22 protein-coding genes are annotated in these 19,930 nt (G+C 69.3%); 12 read left to right on the forward strand and 10 right to left on the reverse strand.

Translation table 11 applies throughout. From position 1 onward, the window contains the following. Positions 1–105: 105 nt before the first annotated feature. The 8 genes from OG943_RS32145 to OG943_RS32180 all read left to right on the forward strand — a co-directional run bounded on the left by OG943_RS32145 (position 106) and on the right by OG943_RS32180 (position 6,472). Entirely contained in the window at positions 106–882 is a 777-nt protein-coding gene (locus tag OG943_RS32145; protein WP_328604667.1) for an ESX secretion-associated protein EspG, read from the forward strand. A gap of 49 nt (positions 883–931) precedes the next feature. Further along, positions 932–1,471 carry a hypothetical protein gene (locus tag OG943_RS32150; RefSeq protein ID WP_328604668.1) on the forward strand — a complete coding sequence of 180 codons (540 nt, stop codon included), beginning with the start codon at positions 932–934 and terminating at the stop codon, positions 1,469–1,471. A gap of 45 nt (positions 1,472–1,516) precedes the next feature. Then, entirely contained in the window at positions 1,517–2,062 is a 546-nt protein-coding gene (locus tag OG943_RS32155) for a DUF3558 family protein (RefSeq protein ID WP_328604669.1), read from the forward strand. A gap of 233 nt (positions 2,063–2,295) precedes the next feature. After that, positions 2,296–2,841: a hypothetical protein gene (locus tag OG943_RS32160; protein ID WP_328604670.1), complete on the forward strand. Its 546-nt coding sequence runs from the start codon at positions 2,296–2,298 to the stop codon at positions 2,839–2,841. Between the two features lie 104 nt (positions 2,842–2,945). Further along, positions 2,946–3,428 carry a hypothetical protein gene (locus tag OG943_RS32165; protein WP_328604671.1) on the forward strand — a complete coding sequence of 161 codons (483 nt, stop codon included), beginning with the start codon at positions 2,946–2,948 and terminating at the stop codon, positions 3,426–3,428. A gap of 2 nt (positions 3,429–3,430) precedes the next feature. After that, positions 3,431–4,879, forward strand: a complete 1,449-nt coding sequence (locus tag OG943_RS32170) for a hypothetical protein (RefSeq protein ID WP_328604672.1) — start codon at positions 3,431–3,433, stop codon at positions 4,877–4,879. Between the two features lie 466 nt (positions 4,880–5,345). After that, positions 5,346–6,098, forward strand: a complete 753-nt coding sequence (locus tag OG943_RS32175; RefSeq protein ID WP_328604673.1) for a PhzF family phenazine biosynthesis protein — start codon at positions 5,346–5,348, stop codon at positions 6,096–6,098. Beyond that, positions 6,098–6,472, forward strand: coding sequence for a YccF domain-containing protein (locus tag OG943_RS32180; protein ID WP_328604674.1), 375 nt, complete (start codon positions 6,098–6,100; stop codon positions 6,470–6,472). Before OG943_RS32175 ends, OG943_RS32180 begins: the two co-directional genes overlap by 1 nt. Here the strand turns inward: OG943_RS32180 and OG943_RS32185 are convergent. Beyond that, positions 6,469–7,263, reverse strand: coding sequence for a metallophosphoesterase family protein (locus OG943_RS32185; RefSeq protein ID WP_328604675.1), 795 nt, complete (start codon positions 7,261–7,263; stop codon positions 6,469–6,471). The two genes, OG943_RS32180 and OG943_RS32185, sit on opposite strands and share 4 nt — an antisense overlap. A gap of 37 nt (positions 7,264–7,300) precedes the next feature. Further along, positions 7,301–8,095, reverse strand: a complete 795-nt coding sequence (locus tag OG943_RS32190) for an HAD-IIA family hydrolase (protein ID WP_328604676.1) — start codon at positions 8,093–8,095, stop codon at positions 7,301–7,303. 240 nt (positions 8,096–8,335) lie between these two features. On the opposite strand from OG943_RS32190, the gene OG943_RS32195 reads away from it, so the two are divergent. Next, a complete protein-coding gene (locus tag OG943_RS32195; RefSeq protein WP_328604677.1) occupies positions 8,336–10,099 on the forward strand; it encodes a multicopper oxidase family protein in 1,764 nt (587 codons plus the stop codon). 103 nt (positions 10,100–10,202) lie between these two features. Here OG943_RS32195 and OG943_RS32200 read toward each other — a convergent pair whose 3' ends face one another. From OG943_RS32200 to OG943_RS32220, 5 genes are read right to left on the reverse strand one after another with little or no spacing between them, the layout of a single operon-like run. After that, complete coding sequence (locus OG943_RS32200; protein WP_328604678.1) at positions 10,203–11,312, reverse strand: sulfate/molybdate ABC transporter ATP-binding protein; 1,110 nt, start codon at positions 11,310–11,312, stop codon at positions 10,203–10,205. Then, entirely contained in the window at positions 11,309–12,076 is a 768-nt protein-coding gene (locus OG943_RS32205; protein WP_328604679.1) for an ABC transporter permease, read from the reverse strand. The genes OG943_RS32200 and OG943_RS32205 overlap by 4 nt, the downstream gene beginning before the upstream one ends. 55 nt (positions 12,077–12,131) lie before the next feature. After that, positions 12,132–12,929, reverse strand: a complete 798-nt coding sequence (gene modA / locus OG943_RS32210) for a molybdate ABC transporter substrate-binding protein (protein WP_328604680.1) — start codon at positions 12,927–12,929, stop codon at positions 12,132–12,134. Further along, entirely contained in the window at positions 12,926–13,330 is a 405-nt protein-coding gene (locus tag OG943_RS32215; RefSeq protein WP_328604681.1) for a TOBE domain-containing protein, read from the reverse strand. The genes modA and OG943_RS32215 overlap by 4 nt, the downstream gene beginning before the upstream one ends. 33 nt (positions 13,331–13,363) lie before the next feature. Then, positions 13,364–13,768, reverse strand: a complete 405-nt coding sequence (locus OG943_RS32220; RefSeq protein ID WP_442874820.1) for a MarR family winged helix-turn-helix transcriptional regulator — start codon at positions 13,766–13,768, stop codon at positions 13,364–13,366. 231 nt (positions 13,769–13,999) lie between these two features. Here OG943_RS32220 and moaA point away from each other — a divergent pair, with 231 nt between their 5' ends. The 3 genes from moaA (at position 14,000) to OG943_RS32235 (ending at position 16,742) form a co-directional block, all read left to right on the forward strand. Continuing rightward, positions 14,000–15,073 (forward strand): GTP 3',8-cyclase MoaA, encoded by a 1,074-nt coding sequence (gene moaA / locus OG943_RS32225; protein WP_328604682.1) that lies wholly within the window; start codon positions 14,000–14,002, stop codon positions 15,071–15,073. A gap of 25 nt (positions 15,074–15,098) precedes the next feature. Beyond that, on the forward strand, positions 15,099–15,350 hold the full coding sequence (locus OG943_RS32230) for a MoaD/ThiS family protein (protein WP_328604683.1): 252 nt from the start codon (positions 15,099–15,101) through the stop codon (positions 15,348–15,350). A 765-nt stretch (positions 15,351–16,115) separates the two neighbouring features. Next, entirely contained in the window at positions 16,116–16,742 is a 627-nt protein-coding gene (locus tag OG943_RS32235) for a transglycosylase family protein (protein WP_328604684.1), read from the forward strand. A 224-nt stretch (positions 16,743–16,966) separates the two neighbouring features. Here the strand turns inward: OG943_RS32235 and OG943_RS32240 are convergent, their stop codons facing one another. From OG943_RS32240 to OG943_RS32250, 3 genes are all read right to left on the reverse strand, one after another. Beyond that, entirely contained in the window at positions 16,967–17,902 is a 936-nt protein-coding gene (locus OG943_RS32240) for a molybdenum cofactor biosynthesis protein MoaE (RefSeq protein WP_328604685.1), read from the reverse strand. Beyond that, on the reverse strand, positions 17,899–18,372 hold the full coding sequence (moaC, locus tag OG943_RS32245) for a cyclic pyranopterin monophosphate synthase MoaC (protein ID WP_328604686.1): 474 nt from the start codon (positions 18,370–18,372) through the stop codon (positions 17,899–17,901). The genes OG943_RS32240 and moaC overlap by 4 nt, the downstream gene beginning before the upstream one ends. Positions 18,373–18,531: 159 nt before the next feature. Then, positions 18,532–19,923: an NAD-dependent malic enzyme gene (locus OG943_RS32250; protein ID WP_328604687.1), complete on the reverse strand. Its 1,392-nt coding sequence runs from the start codon at positions 19,921–19,923 to the stop codon at positions 18,532–18,534. Positions 19,924–19,930: the final 7 nt, after the last annotated feature.

Consider the following 19,930-nt stretch of genomic DNA (forward strand, 5'->3'; position numbering starts at 1 on the left):
CGACGTGCCGAGTCTAGGAAGCCGCGGGCCGCACGACCAGCGGGCGGGGGCGCCGGTTCCGCTACCCTCGGTCCCGGGTTCGTCGTTCACGAGGGGATCAGTGACGTGCCGGAGGAATTCTCCCTGGGCTGGACCGAGGTCGACGTCGCGGTGCGGCGCACGGGGCTGCCCGCTTCGTGGCACCCCTTCGAGGTCCGCAGCGCGGGCTACACGCTCGACGAGCACGAGCGCCTGTCGAACGCCGCCTGGGACGCCATGCGCGCCCGCGGCCTGGCCGACGCGGACAAGCTGGACCACGAGGTCGCGGCCACGCTGCGGACCTGGACGCGCCCGGAGGTCCTGATCATCGTCCGCGCGGCCGAGCTGGCGGGCGGAACGGTGCTGTACCGCGCCTGCGCGGGCGACGGCCTGGGCGTCTTCTCGGAGGCGCTGCCCGACGGCATCCGTTTCCTGCAGGTCCGCCCCGAGCGACTGGTGGAGACGGTGCTGAGCATGTTCCCGCCGTACGACCCCCTGCCGGTCGCCCCGGCGACGATCACGCAGCACAACGCCCCCACCCGCCGCCGATCGGACCTCCCGGACAACTCCGACCGCGACTTCACGACCGACGCCCCCGGCCCGTCCCGCCGCGACCGCGACGCGCTGGCGCCTTACTCGAGCTGGCCCCTGCACCGGCACGGCACGGTGGAGCTCTCGCTGCGCCACGGCCAGGGCAGCCTCCGGCCGGCCGGCACCACCACCTTCGTCGACACGGACGGCGGGCGGTACCTGACGTTCATGGACACCTTGCCGGACGGGGATGTACGGCTGCGGTTCACTCCGTCTGACGGGTCTCACCTGCGAAGGTGGTTGTTGGAGACGATTGAGGAGGGGCTGCGATGAGGCGCGGTGTCCCCTTTCCGTCGCCCGCTTCACCCATAGCGTGCGAGGCGTGACCCACAGCTTGGTGACCCTCGCCTTCCTTGGCGCCATCACCTGCACGCTCGCCGCCTGCGACAGCTCAGTGGGGGGTACTCCCAACCCGGCGACGTCGTCCGCAGTCTCAAGCAGTTCGGCTAATCAAACCGATACACCCCTGGCGGGGATGAGCCCTTGTAAAACTCTGGACAAAGCCGTGGCCGGGCAGGGGTTTCTCCCCTCGGCCCCGGATACGGCCGACCCCGAGCACGCGTGCACGACGACGAAGCCGCAAGCCGGCTCGGCCGGCCTGGTTCTCCAAGACGGGCAAACCATCGAACAAGCCATCACCGACCCCAGCGCCACCAAGACAGGCACCGTTCACGCCCGAAGGGCCATACTTGAGCGCGGTCTGCTGGGCGCGACCGGTGGATGCGCGGTGCGCATGGAGGTCAAGCCGAAGTCGCGGGCGATCGTGTCGGGCACGCTCTCCACCGGCACCACCGACCAAGCCTGCGATTTCGCCAGGCAAGCCGCGGAGTCCGTCGAGTCGCTGCTCCCCAAGGACAACTGACCAGGACAACGGTTCGTTCACGACGCGGAACAAGGAACCTGACTGATGGACCCGAACCACTTCAAGGTCTTGGCCGCGGCCGCACTGGCCAGCACAGTGCTGACCGCGTGCACTGCCAACGTCGGCGGCACAGCGCAGGCATCGTCCGCGTCAGCCACCTCACCGTCCGACGTGTCGAACCCCCTCAAGAACCTGCCTCCCTGCACAACCTTGGACCAGGTGGTGACCGGACGGGGGTTCGCCCCCGCAGTTCCGACAATCGCGGACGCGCAGCACAGTTGCCGGGTCACCAAGAAGACGCAGGGCGATGTCGAGGGCGTCGACATCAGCCTGTCGCTCCGCGATGGCCAGAGTTACAAGGCGAATATTCAGAATCCCAGTCAGGCAAGCGCGGGAACGGTGGGCTCCAGGGCCGCGGTCGAGGAAGCCGAGCCGCTCGGCTCCACTGGGCAGTGCGAAGTCAGCATCGAGGTGAAGCCGAAGTCGCGTGCCACGGTCGGCGTGACCTTCTCCTCCGATACCGACAAGGCCTGCAAGCTGGTCGAAAGCCTGGCTGACAAGCTCGAACCGCTGCTTCCGAAGAACACCTGAGTGGCACGCCATGAGTGCTCACATTGGGCAGAGCATCAGTAGCCCGTTGGGGACTACTACGCCCAGACTCAGCAGCGGCTGCGGCAGAACGCCGAGCGCTTTCCTCCGGAGGACCGCGCCAAAGCCCAAAAAGCGCCACAGCCAGGGCACCCTCCACCACACCGGAACCACCACCTTCGCCGAGCTCTGCACCGCGGTACACCTCGGGCAGGTTTGCCCGTAGTGTTCACACTGTGACCGGATCGATCCGCAGCCTCTCGGCCATCACCTCCGCCGTAGTACTCGTGTGCGCCTTGACGGCCTGCAGCGACAAACTCGGTGGCCAGCCCGCTCCAGTGTCAAGCGGCCCGAGCAGCGCACCCTCAACGGGCGGTAATACCCCGTTGGCAGGCATGAGCCCATGCGCAACGCTCGACAAGGCTCTGACCGGACAGGGCTTCCCCGCAGCGACACCCACCGCTGCCGATCCCGAGCACAGTTGCGCGACCACCAAACCGCAGTTCGGCACTGCGGGCCTGTTGCTTCAAGACGGCCGAGCCATCAACGAGAACCTGACCGATCCATCCAAGACCCAGACCGGCACCGTGCACAGCAGGACCGCAATCCTCGAACCCGACCCCCTCGGCGCCAGCGGCGACTGCGCAGTGATCATGGAGGTCAAGCCGAAGTCGAGGGCGATGGTCAACGGATCCCTCTCCACCGGAACCACTGATCAGGCCTGCGCTTTCGCCAGGCAAATCGCGGAGGCCGTCGAGCCGCTGCTCCCCGCGAACAGCTGACCAAGAACGTGTGAGTTGGCTGGAACCCGCTGACAGCTCAGAGCCGTCGATCTAGAGTAGGGACGTAAGCACTCAGCGTGCACGGGAGGGCGAGGTAGTTCACGATGGGCACAGGTTCCGAGTTCGGGGGTCCGCCGGCAGCTCCCGCGTCTGGTGACGCTGGGCAGAGCTTTCTCTCGAACTTGCTCGAGAATCCCATGGACAGTGCTGGGGCTCAAAAGCTCAACGAGGGCGCACAGCAGTTCAAAACCCTCGCGGAGAATGGCAGTTTCTCCATCAACGAGGAAGGCTTTCGCGCCTACGAGAAGGTCTGCGACAAGTTTCTGGACGGCTACACGGACATGCGTATGGAGCTGACTTACCTCGCACAGCGCGCAAAGATGGGGTCGAGCGACTACTCGAGGCAGATCGCCGACTTCAATGTCAAGGTCGCCGCCGGCGACGAGCAGTCCTTGATTCCCAACTTTGAGCTGCTGAAAACCGGTTTCGAGCAGGTAAAGGAAGCCCTGGCGATCGCCCGCAAGAACTACAACGCCACCGAAGACTCACATCAGCAGTCCTTGGCCAAGCTGCACGGAGAGCACTAGTCATGGCAGAAGCGGCAGAGCATCGCCAGTACGAGGCCGACTACTACGCCGACACCCAGCGCAAGCAGCAAGAGGGCCTCAAGAACTTCGGCGCGGAAGACAAGGCGGATGTCAGCAAGGGCATCCAGGGGCGGACCGAGCAAGCCGCGTCCCAGTATTCAGTCTCCCAAGGCGATCAGCTGCTGCAAGGCCAGACAACGCGTGGCGACGCGCCCACGCCCAACGCGAACTACGCGGCCCATGACCATCAGGCCCTCTACAACATGGTCCACAACGACTTGGACGCCGGCGACATCGACGCCAAAGGCCGGGTCTCCAACAAGCTGGGAAACTGGCTCGCCGATATCTCCGACGCCGCGAATGAAGCGACCACCGCGAGTGGCGCGCAATGGCAAGGTGCCGGCGCTTCGCAAGCACACGGATTCTTTCAAAACACGGCCACCTACACCGCGCAAACCGCGAGCGCCGCGCAGTTGAGTTCCAACCGGTACTCCCAGCAGGCCGCGGCCGCGGACCACGCGCAGAAAAGCATGCCGAAGCCCAGCGGCTTCGACCAGCAGGCCGAGATGGAACAGGCAACCGTGCAGTACGCCAGCGGTAATCCGGCCGCGGGAGCACAGACGATGAACGCCCTCGCGGCGAAGCAACAGCAGGCGCAGGCCGACCACGCCCAAGCGGTGCAGGTCCTGCAGGGGCTGGACAACACGTACCACGGAACGGCCACCACACAGCCCGCCTTCACGCCTCCGCCGCAGATCAGCGCGCCCGACAGCAGCACGCACATCAGCAGTGCCGATCCCGGCGGCGGTGTCGGCACGCACGGGTCCGGCGTCGGGGGGCCCGGGGGCAGCAGTTACAACCCCGCCGGTGGGCAGCCTGGTGGTGGGCAGCCCGGTGCGGGCACCGGGGCCGGGTCGTCGTATGCGCCTCCTGGATCCGGGGCCAGTACCGGGGCCGGCAACGTGGGCGGGCCGCCCGGAGGTGGCGGCGGGTTCCGCGGGCCGGGCGGTGGCGGCGGCGGGTTCGGCCGGTTCGGGCCCGAGACGGTGGCGATGGGCGGGCCGGCCGGTGGCGGCAGCGGCGGGGGTGGCGACATCACGCGCAGCCGGCCCGGGATCGGGACCGGACGGTCCGGCGGCGGATTCGCCGGGAGCCGCGTGTCCGGCGGTGGTTACAAGCCCGGCGAGGTCGAGGAGCCCGGCAAGAGCGCGGGCAAGGGCGGCGCCGGCGAGCGGCTCGAACGCGGGGCCACGGCCGCCGCGAACGCGGGCAAGGGCGGCAAGCCGGGCGAGGCCGGAGCCGGGGGCACCGGCGCCGGCAAGAAGAAGGAAGACGACAAGGAACACAAGAACAAGATCCCGATCCAGGAAGACCCCGACGAGGTCTTCGAGGTCCGCCCCGAACGCGGCCCGGACGGCGAGAAGATCACCCCACCGGTGATCGGCGGCTGAAGCCGGGCGCTACCGACACCAGCCGCCGACCCGATGAGGCCAGGCGGCTGGTGTCGAATCGGCAGCTGTACGGATCGCAGGAGAACGGACCTGAGTCGTCCAGCTTCACCTGACGGGAAAAGTCGACAAAGCGATCCCTGGTGTCGGCTGGGTCTGGACAGCGCTGCGTTCGGGGTAGGACAAGGCAGGGCAGCGCCGGGCTCCGGGCGGCGCGAGGCGGGCAGCGCCGGAGGCAAGGCAAGGAACAACCTCACCCAAGGCTGTCGCCCACCCACCCGCCACCAATCCCGGCACCACACCAGCCCCGTGTCAACCCCGCACGACGGCAACCCCACCCCTCAGCCCCGAGCCGAACATCAGGGGCCTTCCCCGATGCGCCCGGCCGCCCCCGTCCAGCATGCTTGCCGGTATGAGCGGTGCCGACCAAGATCACCAGCTCCACTCACCCGACCGATACCGTGAACCCATGCGCTTCTACCTCGTCGATGCCTTCACCGATCGGCCCTTCGCCGGGAATCCCGCCGGGGTCGTGGTGCTGGACGAGCCCGCCGACGCGCGGTGGATGCAGGCCGTGGCCGCTGAGATGAAGCACTCCGAGACCGCGTTCGTGGTGGCGCACCAAGAACCCAAGTCGCTCCGCTGGTTCACCCCCGCCGCGGAAGTCGACCTTTGCGGGCACGCCACCATCGCCGCCACCCACGTGCTCGGCGGCCGCCAGCGCTTCGGCACCCGTAGCGGCGTCCTCACCTGCGAGGCCCGCGACGGCTGGGTCGAGCTGGACTTCCCCGCCGACCCGCCGCGGGAGACCGACGACGACCTCCGAACCGTCCTGCCCGACGCCAAAATCATCTTCACCGGGCGCGGACGCGAGAACCTGTTCGCCGTACTGGAAGACGCCGACGCCGTCCGGCGCGCGCAGCCTGACCTCAACGCCCTGCGCGAACTCTGGACCGGCCGGCTCGTGATCACCGCCGAAAACGACAGCACCGACTTCGTCAGCCGGTTCTTCGGGCCCGGCGTCGGGGTGGACGAGGATCCTGTCACCGGGTCCGCGCACTGCATGCTGGCGCCGTACTGGGCCAAAGAAACCGGCGAGACGCAGCTGACCGGCGAGCAGGCCTCGGCGCGGGGCGGGATCGTCAAGACCGAACTGAAAGCTGACCGCGTACTCCTGCGCGGCCAGGCCGTCACCATCGTGAGCGGGGAGCTGCACGTCTGATGCGTCTGCTGCTGAACATCATCTGGCTTGTGCTCTGCGGCTTCTGGATGGCCGTCGGCTATCTGCTCGCGGGCATCGTCTGCTGCATCCTGATCGTCACGATCCCGTTCGGGCTCGCGTCGTTCCGGATCGCGAACTACGCGCTGTGGCCGTTCGGGCGGACGGTGGTCAACCGGCCCGACGCCGGGGCCGGCTCGTTCATCGGCAACGTCATCTGGTTCCTTTTCGCCGGGCTGTGGCTGTCCATCGGGCACATCCTGACGGGCGTGGCGCTGTGCGTCACGATCATCGGCATCCCGCTGGGCCTGGCGAACTTCAAGCTCGTCCCGGTGTCCCTCATGCCGCTGGGCAAGGAGATCGTGGACCTGCCCTAGTCCTCCGGCTCGAACGGCAGCTTCACCACCAGGCACGGGCCGCCGACGAACAGGCCGCCGTCGATGCCCAGTGCCTTGCCGCCGGCGTAGAGGTACGGGCGCTCGATCTGCGCCGGGTGGATGCCCAGCTGGTCGGCGATCACGCTGTGCCCGTGCACGATCCGCTCGCCGCCCAGCGCGTCCAGCAGCCGCTGCGCGTTCTCCTCGCCGGACGGGCCGCGGAAGGCGTAGCGCGTGGTCATCCGGCGCCACACCTCCCACCAGGCCTCGATGTCGCTGCCGGACAGGATTTCCCGCGCGGCGGCGTTGATCGCCTCGATGTCCTCGCCCCAGTCGAGGTATTCGAGGGTGTCGGAGTGCATCAGCAGGTGGTCGTCGGCGAGCGTGACCAATGGACGCTCACTCAGCCACTCGATGTGCTCCGGCGTCAGCCGGTCCTGGTCGGACAGCAGGCCGCCGTTGATCTCCCAGCTGCGCGCGAAACTGCGCGGCCCGAAGTCGGACGGCACCTGCCGGTCGCCGAAGTGGTACATCCCCAGCAGCAGGATCTCGTGGTTGCCCAGCAGCATCTGCACGGAGCCACCCGCCTCGGGCGCCTGCCCCTGCAGCTCGCGGACGAAGTCGATCACACCGACGCCGTCGGGCCCGCGGTCCACGAAGTCCCCCAGGAACCACAGCTGGTCCTCCGCGCCGGCCCAGTTGCCCTCGTCGTCGACGAGCCCCTCGGCGCGGAGCGCGTCGGCCAGGGCATCACGGTGCCCGTGGACGTCGCCCACCACATACACGCTCATCGTTCGACGATATGCCCTGCTCCCGGGCCGGCGTCGGTCAGCCTTCGCCGAACGGGTCGCCGGTTCGCCCGATCAGGTCGGCCACCGAGTCGATCACCATGGTGGGCCGATACGGATAGCGCTCGGCCGACTCCGGCGTGGATATGCCGGTGAGCACCAGAATGGTCTGCAGCCCCGCCTCGATCCCCGAGTGGACGTCGGTGTCCATCCGGTCGCCGATCATCAGCGTCGATTCCGAGTGCGCGCCGAGACGCCGCAGCGCCGAGCGCATCATCAGCGGGTTCGGCTTGCCGACGTAGTACGGCGAGCGCCCGGTGGCCTTCTCGATCAATGCCGCGACGGAGCCGGTGGCCGGCATCGAGCCGTCGATGCTCGGGCCGGTGGCGTCCGGGTTGGTGGCGATGAACTTCGCGCCGCCCTCGATCAGCCGGATGGCGCGGGTGATCGCGCTGAAGCTGTACGTGCGGGTCTCGCCGAGCACCACGTAGTCCGGTTCGCGGTCGGTCAGCACGTAACCGACCTCGTGCAACGCCGTGGTCAGGCCGGCCTCGCCGATCACGAACGCCGAGCCGCCCGGCCGCTGCGAGTCCAGGAACTTCGCGGTGGCCAGCGCCGAGGTCCAGATCGACTCCTCCGGGATGTCCAGCCCGGTACGCTCGAGCCGCGCCCGCAGGTCGCGCGGGGTGTAGATCGAGTTGTTGGTCAGCACCAGGAACTTGATCCCGTTGTCCCGCAGCTCGGCGAGGAATTCATCCGCCCGGGGGACGAGGTGCTCCTCGCGAACCAGGACGCCGTCCATGTCGCTCAGGTAAGTCCAGCGGCCTTCGGTCACCGTCGCCCGTCCTCGTTTCTTGATCACAGAGCAGAGCAGCCGAACCGTATCACGCGATCCGGTCGAGGGCGTCGCATCGGACCAGGGAAAGGAGTACCGTGGAATTGAGGGGCCGGGGGGAATAACGGGGAGCGCGCTGTCGCTTTGGCGCGTATTAAAGGGGGATAAAGCACATGGGGTCTCTCGACGTGATTCGTCCTGCCCTGGCCATGGAAAGCCAGGTACAAGAGGGGACGAACAATGACCGAAATCATCGAACGACCTGCGGGTGCCGTCACACTGAGCGGCCCTGACTGGGGCTTGGCCAAGTTCCTGGACCCGCTGCGGATCCCGCCGGTGATCCGGCCGCATTCGTGGTGGCCGCAGGAGATGATCACCATTCCGATGGTCGCGAAAAGGCAGCGATTGCACTCGATGCTGCCGCCCAGTTCGCTGTGGACATACGCCGGGCATTTCCCCGGTCCGACGATCGAAGTGCGCAGTGGCAAACAGCTGCGGATTTCGTGGTCGAACGAAATCGACGGGCCGTTTCCGCTCGTGGCGGTGCAGGGCCCGCTCGGCGAGGCGCCGACCACGCGCCCGGGCCGCGAGGGCTACCCGCTGATCGACGGCGTCGCGGACCTGCCGTCGTGGACCGTCGTGCACCTGCACGGCGCGCGCACCAACGCGGGCAACGACGGCTGGGCGCACAACGCCGGGCTGAAGGGCACGTCGCAGCTGACCGAGTACCAGAACCGGCAGCAGGCGATGCCGCTCTGGTACCACGACCACGCGATGGCCATCACCCGCTTCAACGTCCACACCGGCCTCGCGGGCCTGTACCTGATCCGCGACGACGAGGAGGACGCGCTCGACCTGCCGGGCGGCGACCGCGAGATCCCGCTGATCATCGCGGACCGCAACCTCGACCGGGACCTGGAAAGCGGCGCGCTCACCGGGCAGCTGCTGTACAAGGTGCCGGTCGCCCCCGGCGGCGCGATGATCCCGTTCTCCGGCCCGTTCACACTGGTCAACGGCGTGATCTGGCCGCACCTGGACGTCGAGCCGCGGTGGTACCGCTTCCGCCTGCTCAACGCGTCGAACTCCCGTTTCTACCGGCTCAACCTCGTCGACGAAGCCGGCGTCGTGCACAACGACGCCGTGCGGCTGATCGGCACCGACGGCGGCCTGCTGCCCGCGCCCGCCCCGCTGCCGGACGGCGGGCTGGTCGCCGCGCCCGCGGAACGGTTCGACGTGCTGGTGGACTTCAGCCGGTTCAAGGGCGAGCGGCTGCGGCTGACGAACCTCGATCCCGGCCTCGGCGGCGTGGAGCCGGACCTGATGGAGTTCCGCGTCGAAAGCCGGTCACGGCACGACAGCTTCACGCTGCCCGAGCGGGTCTCCACGTCGTACACCCGGCTGGTGCACGGCGAGACGCTGCCGGAGGACCACGACCACGTGTGGGTCGCGCTGCTGCTCAACGCCGAGGGCCACCCGGAGATGTGGGACCTGGAGGAGCTGGACGCCGACCCGGGCGGCGAGGGCATCGTGCAGGTCGACGACCCGGCCGGGGGCCTGCGCACCTTCCGCCGCGTCGGGAAGCTGTTCGACGACACCACGGGCATCTTCATCAACCACGACCGCTGGGCGGTGTGGAACATCCTGCACGTGGCGGCCGGCGGTCCCGCGCACCCGGTGCACATTCACCTGACCGAGTTCCAGGCGCTGTTCCGCCGCGCGTTCACCACCACGTTCTCCACGGCCGACGGCCGCACGTCGGCGCCGATCGGCTCGTTCACCGACGTGCCGCTGGAGAAGTACGAGGAGGGCTGGAAGGACACGATCATCGTGAACCCGGGCCAGTGGGTGAGCGTGGCCGGGCAGTTCAGCGGCGGCACCGGCGAGTTCATGTTCCACTGCCACATCCTCGACCACGAGGACGAGGGCATGATGCGGCCGTTTGTCGTGCACCCGCCGGAGGTGGCGAAGTTCCACCTGCACCCGGGCGGCGGCCACCACCACTGATCGCGGGAGTAAGGGGTCCTTCCCACGCGGGGAAGGACCCCTTCACCGGCGCCAAGTGCCCTGAAGGCCACCTTGAGGGACCCTACGTCCCTGAAGGTGGCCTTCAGGGACCTCTACGCGGCAAAGGAGTCCTTACCGGCGTCGCGGCCGGGTGCACCGCCACCGCCGCGGCCTTCACCGAAAGCGTCACCGGTGTTCCCGGCTCCAGCGCCAGTTCCGCGACCGCCGCGGGGGTCAGGTCGGCGGAGAGGCCGTCGGCCCAGCCCGCGCCCGTCATGCGGACCCGGATGACCGGGCCGTGCGGTTCGAGGACGGCGACCACGGCTTCGGCGGTGTTGCGCGGGCTCCCCCGGTGCTCGTCGCCGGGCGGGTGGACGGCCACCGAGCTGGGCTCGAACACGGCCACGGCCGGCTCACCCGCCACAGCGTCCGGTGCCCGCAGACCCGCGACGACCTGGCCGGACGCGGTGCGGAGGCCGTTGTCCTCCGCCACCCCGGCCACCAGGTTCAGCCCGGCGATCCGGGCGGTGAACGGCGTCCGCGGCGCGGCCAGCACCTCGCGGGTCGGCCCGCGCTCGACGATCCGCCCGCCGGCCATCACGGCGACGTGGTCGGCCAGCGCGAGCGCGTCCAGCGGGTCGTGCGTGACCAGCACTGTGGCCGGGCCCGTGCGCAGCACTCGCCGCAGCAGGCCGCGGATGGCCGGGGCCGCGTCGACGTCCAGTGCCGCGAACGGCTCGTCCAGCAGCAGCAACGACGGCGCCGCGGCCAGCGCCCGCGCGATCGCCACCCGCTGCTGCTGGCCGCCGGAGAGCCGGCCGGGGCGGCGGCCGGCGAACTCCGCCGCGTCCACCTCCGCCAGCCACCGCGTCGCGACCTCTCGCGACTGCGCACGCCCGGATCCGGTGGAACGCGGCGCGAAGGCGACATTGTCCAAAGCGGACAGATGCGGGAACAGCAGTGCGTCCTGGGAGAGCAGGCCGATGCCACGGTCGTGCGGCGGCAGGTCGACGCCGTCGCCGGCCAGCACCCGGCCGTCGAGCGTGATGTCGGCGGTGCCCGCCCGCACCAGCCCGGCCAGGCAGCCGAGCACGGTCGACTTGCCCGAGCCGTTCGGCCCGAGCAGGGCGAGCACGCTGCCCTCGGGCACGGTGAAGTCCACGTCGAGGTCGAACGTGCCGCGGGACAGCGCGAGCCGCGCCGAGAGCGTCACCGGAGCCCGCCTTCCCACGACCGCGGCCGGGCCACCGCGATGACCACGATCGCGACCACGATCAGCAGCAGCGCGAGCGCGACGGCGCTGTCGATGTCCACCTCGGCCTGCGTGTAGACCTCCAGCGGCAGCGTCCGCGTGACGCCCTCCAGGCTGCCGGCGAAGGTGATCGTCGCGCCGAACTCCCCCAGCGCACGGGCGAAGCTGAGCACCACGCCGGAGCCCAGCGACGGCAGCAGCAGCGGCAGCGTCACGCGGCGGAACACCGTCCACGGGCGCGCGCCGAGCGTCGAGGCCACCTGCTCGTAACGGTCACCGGAGCCGCGCAGCGCGCCTTCCAGGCTGACCACCAGGAACGGCATGGCCACGAAGGTCTGCGCGATCACCACGGCCGCGGTGGTGAACGGCACCTGCTGCCCGGTCAGCGTCGTGATCAGCATGCCGAGGAAACCCTTGCGGCCCAACAGGTACAGCAGCGCGAGGCCGCCGACCACCGGCGGCAGCACCAGTGGGAGCAGCACGATCGAGCGCAGCAGCCGGACGCCGGGCAGCCGCGAGCGCGCCAGCACGACGGCCAGCGGAACGCCAAGGATCACACAGGCCACTGTGGACAGTGCGGCCGTCAGCAGCGACAGCTTCAGCGCGTTCAGCGACGACGAAGTGACCAGGAGCGACGGGAACCGGGTGACGTCGGAGCGCACCAGCAGCCCGATGACGGGCAGCACGACCAGCGCCAGCGCCACGATGGCGGGGAGCCAGAGCACGAGGGGGACACGCGCGTGCGGCGGCCGCTGAGCGGCCGCCGCACCTCGCCGTCCCTTACTGGGCCGGGCCAAACCCGATCTGAGCCAGCTCGGCCTTGCCCTGCGCGCCGAGCACGAAGTCGGTGAACTCCTTGGCCAGCGCGGCCTGCGGAGCGTCCTTGACGACGGCGATCGGGTAGTTGTTGATCGCCCCCGCGGCGTCCGGGAAGTCCACCTTGTCGACCTTGCCGGCGGCCGACGTCGCGTCGGTCACGTAGACCAGGCCGGCGTCGGCGTCACCCGACTCCACCTTGGCCAGCACCTGCTTGACGTCCTGCTCCTCGCTCGACGGCTTGAGCGTGACGCCGGTGTTCTTCTCCACCTTCTGCGTCGCCGAGCCGCACGGCACCTGCTGCGCGCAGACGACCACGGTCAGCCCGCTCTTGGTCAGGTCGGAGAACGACTTGATGCCCTTGGGATTGCCCTTGGCGACGGCGATCGCCAGCTTGTTCGTGGCGAAGACCGTGGGCCGGCCGTCGATCACGCCGCCCTGCACGGCCTTGTCCATGTTCGCCTGGTCCGCCGAGGCGAACACGTCGGCCTTCGCGCCGTTGTCGAGCTTCTGCACGAGCGCGGACGAGCCCTCGTAGTCGAACTTCACGGTGACACCGGGGTGCGCGCTTTCGAACTGCTTGCCGAGCGCGTTGAACGATTCGGTCAGCGACGCCGCCGCGTACACCGTGAGGGTGCCCCCACCCCCGGGAGCCGGCGCGGGCGCGCTGCTCGCGTTGGGGTTGGTGCTGGCCTGGTCGTTGGAGCTGCACGCACCGGCGAACAACGCGACCGCCGCCACGGCGATGGCGAGCTTCTTCATCTGTTTCCTTCCGGGGTCTCCACCACGACGGTGGTCGCCTTCACAACGGCGACCGCGAGGACGCCCGGGCGCAGCCCGAGCTCGCGGACGGCTTCCGTACTCATCAATGACACCACTCGGTGCGCCCCGCACTGGAGCTCGACCTGCGCCATCACTTTGTCGGCGATGACCTCTGTGACGAGCCCCACGAAGCGGTTGCGGGCGGAGCGTCCGACCGCGGACGGGTCCTCGAAGCCGACGGCCTGCGCCCGGGCGAACCCGGCGAGCTGGGCGCCGTCCACGACCTTCCGGCCGGCGGCGTCGTCGGTGGCGGTCAGCTGACCGGCCCGGACCCAGCGCCGGACGGTGTCGTCACTGACGCCGAGCAGCCGAGCGGCCTCGGACAACCGAAATTGCGGCATGGCGGGAAGATTATCGCCGCAGTTGAGGAAAAGCTATGTCAAACGGGAATTGTCGAGGATCTCGCCGCGTAACTCGTCGAGTATTGCATTCTGATAACGCTCGAGAACTTTCCGCTCACTGGGCGAGAACTGCTCCAGGATCCCCTTCATCCCGTCGAAGACCGACTCGAAGAGCCCGGCGAACCGGTCCACGCCACCGGGGACGACCTCCACGAGCACCTTGCGACGGTCCCCGAGGTCGCGCACGCGGCGCACCAGGCCGGCCTTTTCGAGCCGGTCTATGACCCCCGTCACCGCGCCTGTGGACAGTCCGGTCAGCTCGGCGATCCGGCCTGCGGTAAGGGGTCCGCCGGCTTGTCCGACCAGGTCCAGGGCCTTGTGATCGCTTCCGGACAGGCCCATCCGCTCCGCGATCCGGGCGTGCCGCAGCACGGTCATCGTGCTCGTCTCGCGACCGAGCCGGGCGAAGCGCGCGAGCTCGTCGGCAGGCACCGGGTAGGTCGTCTCCGCGGTACTCACAAGTGCCTCCACGGACGTCGCCGAGATCTTTCGGCCGCTGAGCGGCTCGCTGCGTCAAGGATTTTAGCGAGGCCGCTATTCCGATCCGCGAGAGCCGCTCCCGGCTCCGCGCTCAACGCCGGTCGCCCGCCCGGGGTTACCCTGACGGTAATGACGGCAGTAGATCTCGGGTTTCCTCGCGTCCCCGGTACACGAGGTCCGTCGAGCACGCCCTCCGCACCCCGCCCGGACCACCCTGGACTGATCGACACCTTCGGCCGCGTCGCGACCGATTTGCGCGTGTCGCTGACCGACCGGTGCAACCTGCGCTGCACCTACTGCATGCCGGCCGAGGGCCTCGACTGGATGCCGGGCGAGCAGGTGCTCACCGACGACGAGCTGGTGCGGCTCATGCGCATCGCCGTCGAGCTGCTCGGCGTCACCGACATCCGGCTGACCGGCGGCGAGCCGCTGCTGCGAGCCGGCCTCGAAGACATCGTCGGGCAGGTCAAGTCCCTCACCCCGCGGCCGCGGATTTCCATGACCACCAACGGGATCGGGCTCGCCAAGCGAGCGACCGGCCTCGCCGCCGCCGGGCTGGACCGGATCAACGTGTCGCTCGACACCGTCGACCGCGCGCGGTTCGAAGAAATCACCCGGCGCGACCGGCTGCCGCACGTGCTGGCCGGCCTCGCCGCCGCACGCGACGCCGGACTGAACCCGGTGAAGGTCAACTCCGTGCTGATGCGCGGGCTGAACGAGCGCGAGGCGCTGCCGCTGCTGCGCTTCTGCCTCGCCGAGGGCTACCACCTGCGGTTCATCGAGCAGATGCCGCTGGACGCCCAGCACGGGTGGAACCGCGGCGAGATGATCACCGCGGCGGAGATCCTCACGATGCTGGGCGAGGAGTTCGAGCTGACGCCGTTCCCGGTGGCCCGTGGGGGCGCGCCCGCGGAGCGCTGGCTGGTCGACGGCGGGCCCGGCGACGTCGGCGTGATCGCGTCGGTGACCCGGCCGTTCTGCGCTTCCTGCGAGCGCACCCGGCTGACCGCCGACGGCGCCGTCCGCTCCTGTCTCTTCTCCAACGACGAAACGGACCTGCGGGCCCTCGTGCGCGCGGGCGCGCGTGATGAAGAGGTGGCGGACGCCTGGCGGGCGACCATGTGGGGCAAGCTCGCGGGCCACGAGATCAACGAAGCCGGGTTCGCGCAGCCGATCCGGCCCATGAGCGCGATCGGCGGATGACATGGCACCCCAGTCACTGGAACCGATGACCCTCCTCGTCCGCTACTTCGCCTCCGCGCGCGCCGCGGCCGGAGTAGAAGAGGAGAAGGTGAAGCTGCCCGAGGGGGCGACTGTCGCGGACGCGGCCCGCATGTTGCGCGAGCTGCATCCCGAAAACCTGCCCCGCATCCTCGACGCGGCGAGCTTCCTGCTGAACGAGGTTGCCGTCCGTGATCAGACTCGCGCCCTGAGTGACGGTGCGCAACTCGACGTGCTCCCGCCGTTCGCCGGCGGCTGAATCCCGCTCCCCCTTTCATCCCGGCTTCATCCCGTTCCGCGGTGAAGCGGGCCACTTGATCGACATTCGCAGACCGTCGGCCCACCGCTCGGCGCACAGCCGCGCTGAGGCCCGTACGCCCTGGTCAGCGGACCGCCGGGCGCCTTAAACATCCCCTTCGGGTGTTTCGTCCATACCACGCTCAGCGGCCAATCCGACGCTTTGAGTGGCCTTTTCTGTTTATCTCCACTCTCCGAAGTGGTTCGCTCACGGCGTATTCACGTGACTACACAGAACCACTCCAAGTGCAGTGGCGGACTTTGCCGATCGTGGTTTAGAGTGCCCGGCTCAATGACGGTACGAATGGCCCCTTGACGCCTTATCGACGTGACCCAAGCCTCACGATCCGTGAAATATCTCGGGCAGAAAACGGTCAGATAACGGCGCTCTGACCTGCGAAAACAAAGCCGTCGTGACAGGTTGCGTGCCGTTACTGTGACGTAGGTCACAGGCCGAATGATTTCCGATCACGGCCGTCGTTACGTACCGTCGCTTTTCGGTTGGCCCCGAACCAACCGAGCAAGACCGGGAATCCGTAGCGCCTAGCCCTGTCCACCGGATCCCCGGACCCATACCCCGAGCGAAAGCATTCCAGGACAGGGACGAGGGGACGAAGACGACGCACAGAGCGTCATCCGCGTCTGCCGCCCGGCAACGGGCGGACGGGCTCCCAACCCGGCCCTCAGCCTTCGGGCTCGTAGGCGCAGGAAGCCGAGAAGCATTCACATGTCTTACCGAGGCAAGCACCGCAAGATGTCCGCCGCCACCCGCACGATCGCCCGCGTCGCTGTCGCTGGCATCGCGGTCGGCGCGCCCCTCGCAATCGCCGCGACCCCCGCGTCGGCGACCAACTGGGACGCCATCGCGCAGTGCGAGAGCGGCGGCAACTGGAGCATCAACACCCACAACAACTACTCCGGTGGCCTCCAGTTCACCGACAGCACCTGGAAGGCCTACGGCGGTACCGGCAGCGCGCACAACGCGTCGCGTGAGCAGCAGATCGCGGTGGCCGAGCGGGTCCTGCAGGGCCAGGGCATCGGCGCCTGGCCGGTGTGCGGCAAGAAGGGCGGCAGTGGCTCGACCGCGTCGTCCTCGCACCAGTCCGCGCCCAAGACCAGCAAGAAGGTCACCCCGAAGCAGAGCACGCCGAAGAAGGCCACCCCGGCCCCGGCGGCGAACGTCGCGAACTCGAACCCGAACGGTGACTACACCGTCGCGGCGGGTGACACGCTCTCCAAGATCGCCAAGCAGTTCAATGTCCAGGGTGGCTTCCAGAAGCTGCAGGACCTGAACAAGCAGTTCGTGCCGAACCCCGACTTCATCGTCGTCGGCCAGAAGCTCGCCACCAAGTGACCCAGGCCCCCTGAGGGCTCTGCGGCACCTGGCGCAGCTTCGACTGTGACCCGACAGGGCCCCACCGCGACTTTCCCCCGGCGGTGGGGCCCTTCGTCGTCACTGGACCGGCTCAGGCCGGCTCAAACGCTCTGAGACGCGTTCCCTCGAGTCCCCGGCGGTCTGGACCAGTCCGAGGCCGTCAGCGGCTCGCTCAGGCGGGCGGACGAGCTCGCCCGGCACGGTCAGGGCGAGTTGACCCACTCGTCGCTGCCGTCGGTGAAGTGCTGGTGCTTCCAGATCGGGAGGCGGGCCTTCACCTCGTCGACGAGCTCGGCGCAGGCCGCGAAGGCCTGTCCACGGTGCTCCGCGGCGACGGCGCACGCCAGCGCGACGTCACCGATCGCCAGCGCGCCCACCCGGTGGCTCACCGCCACGGCGCGCACCCCCGTCCAGCGCGCCGACAGGTCCGCCACGACCTCCGCGAGCACGTCACTGGCGGTCGGGTGGCCCTCGTAGGTCAGATCGCGGACGCCCTTGCCGCCGTCGTGGTCGCGCACCACCCCGGCGAACGTGACCACGGCTCCCGCCGCGTCGTCCTCCACCAGGCGCGCGTGCTCTTCGACGGACAGCAGCTGCTCGCTCACCTCCGCCCGCAGGACCCGGACCGGCGGTGCGGCCGTGTCAGGTGACACGGGCGTGGCCGCGCGGGGGTGGTCACCGCCGGCGAGCTGGTCGACGGCGTGGTCCAGGATGTGCTCGAGCACGCCGAGGCCGTCCTTCACCCCGCCGCTCGAACCAGGCAGGTTCACCACCAGCGTCCGCCCCGCGACGCCGGCGACACCACGGGACAGCACGGCTGTCGGGACCTTCGGCAGGCCCGCGGCGCGGATCGCGTCCGCGACGCCCGGCAGCTCGTAATCAAGAACTTCGCGGGTGACGTCCGGGGTCCGGTCCGTGGGCGAGATCCCCGTGCCGCCGGTGGTCAGCACCACCGCGACACCGTCGGAAACCGCTGTGCGCAAGGCTTTCCCGACCGGCTCGCCGTCCTCGACGACCACCGGCGCGGGCACGTCGTAGCCGCGCCCGGCCAGCCACGCGACGATCACCGGCCCGGTTTTGTCCTCGTAGACGCCCTTCGCGGCGCGGTTGGACGCCACGATCACGCGTGCCTTCGTCATGACTGCCGCTCCCAGGTGCCGGATTTGCCGCCGTCCTTGCGGATGAGCCGGACGTTGTCGAGCGTCGCGGCGGGGTCCACGGCCTTGATCATGTCGTGCAGCGTCAGCCCGGCGACCGCGACGGCCGTCAGCGCCTCCATCTCGACGCCCGTGACGTCCGTGGTCTTGGCGGTCGCGGAGATGTGCACGGCGGCTTCGTCCAGCTCGAACTCCACCTTCACCCCGGACAGCGCGATCTGGTGACACAACGGGATCAGCTCCGGCACCCGTTTGGCGCCCATGATCCCGGCGATCCGGGCGGTCGCCAGCGCGTCGCCCTTGGGCAGCCCGTTGGCCGAAAGCAGGCCGACGACCTCCGCGGTGGTGTGCACGGTCCCCCCGGCGAGCGCGGTCCGGGCGGTCGCCGTCTTCGCGGAGACGTCGACCATCCGCGCGGCGCCGGCGGAATCGACGTGGCTGAGTTCACTCACCTTCAGGAGGCTACTGCGCCCCTTCGGCCGCGCCCCAATGTGGCGTTCGGTGCGTCCAACGCACCCAATGTGGCGTTCGGTGCGTTGGACGCAACCAATGCCACATTGGGGCGCAAAAAGGGACCCGCGGGCGGCGGGTCCCTTTCACACAGCGGAAAATCAGCGGGCTTCGGCGCGGGCCGCGGTGCGGACGGCCTCCGCGACGGCCGGGGCGACCGCCGTGTCGAACACGCTCGGCACGATGAACGAGGCGTTCAGCTTGCCGTTGTCGACCACGTCCGCGATCGCGTCGGCGGCGGCGAGCAGCATGTTGTCGTCGATGTTTCGCGCGGCCGCGTCGAGCAGGCCGCGGAAGACGCCGGGGAACGCGAGCACGTTGTTGATCTGGTTCGGGAAGTCGCTGCGGCCGGTGGCGACCACGGCGGCGTGCTGCTGCGCCTCCAGCGGGTCGATCTCCGGGTCCGGGTTGGCCAGCGCGAACACGACCGCGTCGTCCTTCATGGTGGCGACCTGCTCGGCGCCGAACAGGTTCGGGGCCGAGACGCCGATGAACACGTCCGCGCCCACGAGCGCCTCGTGCAGCGTGCCCGCCTGCTTCTGGCGGTTGGTGTGGCTCGCGATCCAGGTCAGGTTGTCGTCGAGGTTGCCGCGGTCGGGGTGGACGATGCCGTCGATGTCGGCGGCCACGATGTCACCCGGGTTCTTGTGCAGCAGCAGCCGGATGATCGCCGAGCCGGCCGCGCCGACGCCGCTGACCACGATCTTGCAGTCCTCGATGTTCTTGCCGACCACCCGCAGCGCGTTGCGCAGCGCCGCGACGACCACGATCGCCGTGCCGTGCTGGTCGTCGTGGAACACCGGGATGTCGAGCTGCTCACGCAGCCGCGCCTCGATCTCGAAGCAGCGCGGCGCGGCGATGTCCTCGAGGTTGATGCCCGCGTACACCGGCGCGATCGCCTTGACGATCTTGATGATCTCCTCGGTGTCCTGGGTGTCCAGGCACACCGGCCACGCGTCGACGCCGGCGAACTTCTTGAACAGCGCCGCCTTGCCCTCCATCACGGGCAGCGCGGCGGCCGGGCCGATGTTGCCGAGGCCCAGCACGGCGGAGCCGTCGGTGACCACGGCGACGGTGTTGCGCTTGATGGTCAGCCGGCGCGCATCGTCGGGGTTGGCCGCGATCGCCTGGCAGACGCGGGCGACACCCGGCGTGTACGCGCGGGAGAGGTCGTCACGGTTGCGGAGCGCGACCTTGGCGCTGACCTCGATCTTGCCGCCGAGGTGGATCAGGAACGTCCGGTCGGAGACCTTGCGGACCTTCACCCCCGGCAGCGAGTCCAGCGTCTGGGTGATGTCCTGCGCGTGGTTCTCCGACAACGCGTTCGCGCTGATGTCGACCACGATGGAGTCGGGGTGCGACTCGACGACGTCGAACGCCGTCAGCACCCCGCCCACGCGGCCGACCGCGGTGGTGAGGTCACCGGCGGCCGAGGACGAAGCCGGGGCCTCGACCCGGACGGTGATGGAATACCCGGGACCGGGAACCGGCATGACACTA

Source organism: Amycolatopsis sp. NBC_00345, assembly GCF_036116635.1.
Lineage (GTDB): Bacteria > Actinomycetota > Actinomycetes > Mycobacteriales > Pseudonocardiaceae > Amycolatopsis.